Genomic DNA, 4,788 nt, shown 5'->3' on the forward strand with positions numbered 1-4,788 from the left:
AAAATTTAGTGACTGACACTCCGCTTTCGCGAGCAAGCCCGCTCCCACATTTTTAACCGCGATCAACCGTGACGCTTATCCAGCCATTCCAAAGCCGTACGCCAGATGCAAATCCCGAGGAAATACGCCGACATCACCGACCACAACCCAAACGTCCGCGGGTTGGTGTTCGGATAATCCACCACCATCAAGAAGCTGCACAGCAACCAGATCGTGGTCACCGCGATATTGATCGGCATAAAGCGCTTCACGCGGAACGGGTGCAAGAACTTCATCGGCGTCACGGTCAGCAGGGCCAGGCCGATCACCGTGAGCAAGGTCACCCAGGCGTCTGGCTGGATGATGTACACGCACAGCGCCACCACGTTCCAGGCGGCGGGGAAGCCGACGAAGTAGTTGTCCTTGCTTTTCATGTTCACGTTGCAGAAGCAGAACAGCGACGACACCAGGATCACCGACACGGTGAACAGGTGGGTAAAGTCCGGCAGGTCGATGTAACGATAGATAAACAATGCCGGGATAAACACGTAGGTCAGGTAGTCGATCACCAGGTCCAGCACCGAGCCGTCAAAGCTCGGCAGCACCGTGCTGACGTTGACCCGTCGCGCCAGCGAGCCGTCGACGCCATCGACCACCAGCGCCAGGCCCAGCCACAGCAGGCAGGCCTTGGGTGAGTTTTCCAGCAGCGCCAGGGTGGCCAGGAAGGCCAATACCACACCGGTGGCGGTAAAGCCGTGGGCGCCCCAGGCTTTGAGTCTGGCTACATGCAGGGTCGATATCACGGGCGGTTCTCCAAAAGGTGAAACGGGGCAGCCGACAACGTGACGCCGTCGAGTCTGGCCAGGGAATGCAGGTATCGACCGGGAAGGGGAGGATATGGTTCACCGCCCGGTGCAAGTCTAAGCGTAGCAAGCGCGGGCCGTTTCGGCATCAGCCTTGACGGAACACCAGGGCCTTCAAGCCACTTTGCGCATCAATATCCGGAAATTCCGGCGGGTTTTCCAGACGTTCGACAAAGCGCAGCCCCGGCGCTTCACGGGTCACGCCGTCGATCAGGAAGTCTTCACCGAAGGCCGGGTCGTTCATGCAGGCCAGCACCGTGCCTTGCGCCGTCAGCAGATCCGGCAGGCGGCGCAGCACGCGCTGGTAGTCCTTGGTCAGCAGGAAGCTGCCTTTCTGGAACGAGGGCGGGTCGATGATTACCAAGTCATAGGGGCCGCTGTGGGTGACTTTGGCCCAGGACTTGAACAGGTCATGACCGAGAAACGTCACTTGGCTCAGGTCGTGGCCGTTCAGGCGATGGTTGTCGCGGCCACGGCTGAGGGCGCCACGGGCCATGTCCAGGTTCACCACATGGTCGGCGCCGCCTTCGATGGCCGCCACGGAGAAACCGCAGGTGTAGGCGAACAGGTTGAGCACGCGCTGGCCCTTGGCCTGCTCCCGTACCCAGTTGCGCCCGTAGCGCATGTCGAGGAACAGCCCGCTGTTCTGTTTTTTACCCAGGTCGATCAGGTAACGCAGGCCGCCTTCGGTGATGGTCAGCTCATCCACGGGATTGCCCACCAGCCATTCGGTGGTGCTTTGCGGCAGGTAGCGGTGTTGCAGCGCGACGGTGTGGGCGCTCAACTGCGTTTGCAGCAATTGCTTCAGGGCTTGCAACTGTTCAGGGGCTGGCTCCTTGAACAGCGCGACCAGCACCACGCCCTGCAACCAATCCACCGTCAGTTGCTCCAGGCCCGGCCAGCAGCGCCCACGGCCGTGGAACAGGCGCCGGGTTTCGCTGGGCGGGGTCGCCAGGGCGGTGAGCAAGTGGGCGTGCAGGGTGGCGAGGGCGTCTGGGTTCATCGGTTAACGTCGTTCGTTGAGCGGGCGGCATTTTAAACACAATGGCGAGGTTTCGGGGTGGTTGAGCACAACGTGCTGAGAAAAGGCCGAATGCCAGTGAATCATGCTCAAAATTCAGACTTGTCCGCCGGATAACAGGCAAAAAATCCTTTGGTGTCGACATAAACTGGAAAAAAAGCCTGGAGGTGCCCATGAACGGTTTCGCGAGCGCGGTGAATCACACAGCCCTGGATCAACAAGAGTTGGACGAGTGGCGCGACGCCCTCGCGTCCCTGGTTGCCAACGCCGGCCCCGCGCGGGCCCGGCAGATCCTCGACCTGCTGGCCCGTGAAGGCAGCGCGCCGCACATCGACTGGAAACCGCGCCACGGCACGCCCTATATCAATAGCATCAGCGTCGAGCAGCAACCGGCGTTTCCCGGCGATCTCGCCACCGAAGAGCGCCTGGCCTCGCTGGTGCGCTGGAATGCCCTGGCCATGGTGGTGCGGGCCAATCAGGCGTACGGCGAACTCGGCGGGCATATCGCCAGCTACGCCAGTGCGGCGGATTTGTTCGAGGTGGGCTTCAACCACTTCTTCCGTGCGCGCAATGACGGTTTTGGCGGCGACCTGGTGTTCTATCAGCCCCATTCCGCCCCCGGCATCTATGCGCGGGCTTTTCTCGAAGGGCGCCTGAGTGAACACGACCTGGCCCACTATCGCCAGGAAATCGGCGGCCCCAAGGGCGGCGCGCGCGGGCTGTCCAGCTATCCGCACCCGTGGTTGATGCCTGATTTCTGGCAGTTCCCCACGGGTTCGATGGGGATCGGTCCCATCAGCTCGATTTTCCACGCGCGTTTCATGCGCTACCTGCAACACCGCAACCTGTTGGACACCACCGACCGTCACGTCTGGGGCGTGTTTGGCGACGGTGAAATGGACGAGCCCGAAAGCATGTCCGCCCTGACCCTGGCGGCCCGCGAAGGCTTGGACAATCTGACCTGGGTGGTCAATTGCAACCTGCAACGCCTCGACGGCCCGGTGCGTGGCAATGGGCGGATCATCGACGAGCTGGAAGCCTTGTTCGCCGGCGCGGGCTGGAACGTGATCAAGCTGGTCTGGGGTTCGGACTGGGACGCCTTGCTGGCCAAGGATGCCGACGGCGCGCTGGTCAACACCTTATCGCAGACAGTGGACGGCCAATTCCAGACCTTCGCCGCCAAGGACGGTGCCTACAACCGCGAACACTTCTTCGGTCAAAGCGAATCCCTGGCCCAGCTCGTCGCGGGCATGAGTGACGAACAGATCGACCGCCTCAAGCGCGGCGGCCACGACATGGTCAAGATCCACGCGGCCTACCACGCGGCGCGCCGGGTCAAGGGCAAGCCCACGGTGATCCTCGCCCAGACCAAGAAGGGCTTCGGCATGGGCGAGGCCGGGCAGGGCAAGATGACCACGCACCAGCAGAAGAGGCTCGATCGCGACGCATTGATCGCCTTTCGCAATCGCTTCCAACTGCCGCTGACTGATGAGCAGACCGAATCCCTGAGCTTCTTCAAACCGGCCGATGACAGCCTGGAAATGCGCTACCTGCACCAGCGCCGCCACGCCCTGGGCGGCTATGTGCCGAGCCGTAGCCAGCACGCCGCAACGGTCAGCGTGCCGTCCGTGGCAGGCTACGGCGGGTTTGCCACGGCGGCCGACGGCAAGGAAATGTCCACCACCATGGCCTTTGTGCGCATGCTCACCAACTTGCTTAAAGACAAAGCCGTGGGCCCGCGCATCGTACCCATCGTCGCTGACGAGGCGCGCACCTTTGGCATGGCCAACCTGTTCAAGCAGATCGGCATCTATTCCAGCGTCGGCCAGCGCTACGAGCCGGAAGACATCGGCTCGATCCTCAGCTACCGCGAAGCCACCGACGGGCAGATCCTCGAAGAAGGCATCAGCGAAGCCAGCGCCATCAGCTCCTGGGTCGCAGCGGCCACCAGTTACTCGGTGCATGGCCTGCGCATGCTGCCGTTCTACATCTATTACTCGATGTTCGGCTTCCAACGCGTGGGCGACCTGATCTGGGCCGCCGCCGACCAGCGCGCCCGTGGCTTCCTGCTCGGCGCAACGGCGGGGCGCACCACCCTGGGTGGCGAAGGCTTGCAGCATCAGGACGGCAGCAGCCATCTCATGGCCGCGACTGTGCCCAACTGCCGCGCCTACGATCCGGCGTTTGCCGGGGAATTCGCGGTGATCCTCGACCACGGCATGCGCCAGATGCTGGAGCACGAGGTGGACGAGTTCTACTACGTGACCCTGATGAATGAAAACTACCCGCAGCCGAGTCTGCCAGAGGGGGTGGAGGCGGCGATTATCAAGGGCATGTACCGACTGGAGGGCGCGACCGATGCCAAGGTGCGCTTGCTCGGTTCCGGCACTTTGGTGCGCGAGGCGCAAGCGGCGGCACAGTTGCTGGCGGACGATTGGCAGGTGGCGAGCGAGGTGTTCAGCGTCACCAGTTACAGCGAGTTGGCACGGGACGCGCGGGAGGTGGAACGGTGGAATCGCCTGCATCCGCAAGAGGCTGCTCGGACCAGCCATTTGGCTGAATGCTTGCCCAAAGGGGCGCCTGTTGTCGTGGTGTCGGACTATGTGCGGGCGGTGCCGCAGATGATCGCGTCGTACCTGGATTCGCGCTACACCGTGCTCGGCACTGACGGGTTCGGGCGCAGTGATACGCGGGCGGCGTTGCGGGATTTCTTTGAGGTGGATCGGTATCACATCGTACTGGCGGCGCTGACGGCGCTGGATGCGCGGATGGCTCAGCAGGCGATTGAGAAGTACGGCTTGCAGACGGAGCGTGATCCGTCCTGGACCTCCTGACAGGCGCAAATCAAAATGTGGGAGCGGGCTTGTGTGGGAGCGGGCTTGCTCGCGAAGGCGGTGGATCAGCCAGCAGATGTGTGTTCTGACA

Annotated in this window: 3 protein-coding genes; 1 reads left to right on the forward strand and 2 read right to left on the reverse strand. The window is 62.6% G+C overall.

The features are described from left to right. Positions 1 to 62: 62 nt before the first annotated feature. Together pcsA and NUV89_RS27615 are read right to left on the reverse strand one after the other, a co-directional pair. Positions 63 to 782, reverse strand: a complete 720-nt coding sequence (gene pcsA / locus NUV89_RS27610; protein WP_257783806.1) for a phosphatidylcholine synthase — start codon at positions 780 to 782, stop codon at positions 63 to 65. Between the two features lie 148 nt (positions 783 to 930). Next, entirely contained in the window at positions 931 to 1,845 is a 915-nt protein-coding gene (locus NUV89_RS27615; RefSeq protein WP_257783807.1) for a class I SAM-dependent methyltransferase, read from the reverse strand. Between the two features lie 191 nt (positions 1,846 to 2,036). Here NUV89_RS27615 and mdeB point away from each other — a divergent pair, with 191 nt between their 5' ends. After that, on the forward strand, positions 2,037 to 4,697 hold the full coding sequence (mdeB, locus tag NUV89_RS27620; protein ID WP_257783808.1) for an alpha-ketoglutarate dehydrogenase: 2,661 nt from the start codon (positions 2,037 to 2,039) through the stop codon (positions 4,695 to 4,697). The last annotated feature ends 91 nt before the right edge of the window (positions 4,698 to 4,788 follow it).

Source organism: Pseudomonas sp. 18.1.10, from assembly GCF_024655625.1.
In the GTDB taxonomy this organism is placed as follows: domain Bacteria; phylum Pseudomonadota; class Gammaproteobacteria; order Pseudomonadales; family Pseudomonadaceae; genus Aquipseudomonas.

What these genes read in the sequence shown, in the direction of transcription:
- NUV89_RS27615 (WP_257783807.1), bottom strand. Translation starts at nt 1,845, where the DNA reads ATGAACCCAGACGCCCTCGCCACCCTGCACGCCCACTTGCTCACCGCC.
- mdeB (WP_257783808.1), top strand. Translation starts at nt 2,037, where the DNA reads ATGAACGGTTTCGCGAGCGCGGTGAATCACACAGCCCTGGATCAACAA.